Source organism: Cryobacterium sp. 10I1 (assembly GCF_035019805.1).
Taxonomy (GTDB): domain Bacteria; phylum Actinomycetota; class Actinomycetes; order Actinomycetales; family Microbacteriaceae; genus Cryobacterium; species Cryobacterium glucosi.
The window spans coordinates 1-2,139 of sequence record NZ_JASJVF010000385.1; the positions used below are offsets into that span (position 1 = coordinate 1).

Below are 2,139 nucleotides of genomic sequence, written 5' to 3' on the forward strand. Positions count from 1 at the left end.
ACGCGGTCGAGCGGGTCCGCTGCGGAATCGAGGGCCGCGAGTGCGGCAAGGGCCGTTCCGGTCTCCGCGGACAGGAAGCCGCGCTGACCGCTCACGAGGCCGCCTGGGCGAGGACGAGCACGGAGTGCGGTGCCAGCACGACGGACCCGTCGTCCGCGCGGGAGAGCAGCGCGGGCCCGTCCGTCCCGAAGTCGAGCAGCACGGCGCCGGTCCCGGCAGGCATGCGCCGGGCATCCGCTGCGAGGTTCACCAGGATCTCCGCGGAACCACGGACCAGGCGCAGCCAGGACCCTTCGGCGTCGTACTCGACACCGACCCGGTCAAGGCGCGGTTCCGTGAAGGACGGCACCTCGCGGCGCAGTTCTGCGAGCCGTCGGTAGAGGCCGAGCAGCCGTGCGGGTCCTGGACGCTCGGATTCGTCCCAGTCGAGCCGGGACCTCGTGAACGTCGCCGGATCCTGCGGGTCGGGCACGAGTGCGGGATCCCAGCCCATCCGCGCGAATTCGCTGATCCGCCCGGTCGCGGTCGCCGCGCCGAGTTCCGGCTCCGGGTGCGAGGTGAAGAACTGCCACGGCGTGGTCGCACCCCATTCCTCCCCCATGAAGAGCATCGGGGTGAAGGGGCCGAGAAGGGTCAGGGTCGCGGCGATGGCGAGCTGGCCTGCGTCGAGCGTGCCGGTCAGGCGATCGCCGGTGGCACGGTTTCCGATCTGGTCATGGTTCTGGCTGCCGACGACGAGACGCCAGGCCGGCATCCGTTGCCTGTCGATCGGACGGCCGTGCCTGCGGCCGCGGAAGCTCGAGAACGTTCCGTCGTGGAAGTAGCCGTCGGTGAGGACCTTGGCGAGGGCACTGAGCGGGGCGAAGTCGGCGTAGTAGCCGGTGGTCTCCCCGGTCAGTGCGACGTGCACGGCATGGTGGAAGTCGTCGCTCCACTGTGCGTCGAGGCCGTAGCCTCCGGCCTCCGCCGGGGTGATCAGGCGTGGATCGTTGAGGTCGGACTCGGCGATCAGGGTCAGCGGGCGACCGGCGAAGGCACTGAGCGCGGCGACCTCCCCGGCCATTTCCTCGAGCAGGTGGGTTGCCCGATCGTCGCGGAGGGCGTGCACGGCGTCGAGGCGCAGCCCGTCGACGTGATATTCGTCGAGCCACATCAGGGCGTTGTCGATGATGTGCCGCCTGACCGGATCGGAGTCCGGTCCGTCGAGGTTCAGCGAGGAACCCCAGGTGTTCCCGGCCGCCTCGCTGAGGTACGGCCCGAATTCCGGAAGGTAGTTCCCACTCGGCCCGAGATGGTTGTAGACGACGTCCTGGATCACTCCGATGCCGGCCTGGTGGCAGGCGTCGACGAAGCGCTGGTAGGCGGCGGGTCCCCCGTAGCCCTCGTGGACGGCGTACCAGAGCACGCCGTCGTAGCCCCAGTTGTGGGTTCCGTTGAAGGCGTTGACCGGCAGGAGCTCGACGAAGTCGATCCCGAGTGAGACCAGGTGGCCGAGGCGTGCTGCCGCGGCGTCGAGGGTGCCCTCCGGGGTGAAGGTACCGAGATGCAGCTCATAGATCGTGGCGCCCGCGAGCTGGCGGCCGGTCCACCGCGAGTCCTGCCAGGCGTGCGCGCCGGGGTCGAAGGTGCGGGACAGGGCATGCACGCCGTCGGGCTGGCGGCGGGAACGCGGGTCGGGGAACGGCCCCGCGCCGTCGATCACGAATCCGTAGTCGCGAGGCTCTGCCCGGCCGTCGGACATCCGCAGGCGCCACCAGCCGCCCTCCGCCCTGGCCAGGGACCGGGTGACCGGTTCCCCGGCAGAGCCGGGGGCGGTGTCGCGCAGGAACAGATCGACCGCCTGGGCGTGCGGCGCCCAGACCTCGACATCCCAGGCCTCGTTGGTGGGCTCTGCTCTGCTCATCTGCCGGCCTCCCCCGTGACGATCGGTGATTCGATCCCCTGGCCCGTGCCCTGATCCGGCACGAGGAGGGCGACCGGGTAGCGGCGCAGCAGGTCGCGCACGAGGAGGGTGCCGCCGGCGAACCGTTCGCCGGTGAGGACGTCGATCACCGGGATGCCGGCGAGCACGATCGTGGTGTCCCGCCAGCCTCCCTGTGCTGCGAGGCCGAGCGGAAGCCGGGTGGCGACCGTGACGGC

2 protein-coding genes are annotated in these 2,139 nt (G+C 70.9%); both read right to left on the reverse strand.

What is annotated here, in order from left to right; all coding sequences use genetic code 11:
• Positions 1-91 precede the first annotated feature (91 nt).
• Positions 92-1,903, reverse strand: a complete 1,812-nt coding sequence (gene treZ, locus QN345_RS18295) for a malto-oligosyltrehalose trehalohydrolase (RefSeq protein ID WP_134447962.1) — start codon at positions 1,901-1,903, stop codon at positions 92-94.
• Positions 1,900-2,139: hypothetical protein (locus tag QN345_RS18300; RefSeq protein ID WP_323509035.1), on the reverse strand; the 240-nt coding region annotated here is incomplete at its 5' end. The genes treZ and QN345_RS18300, both read right to left, overlap by 4 nt.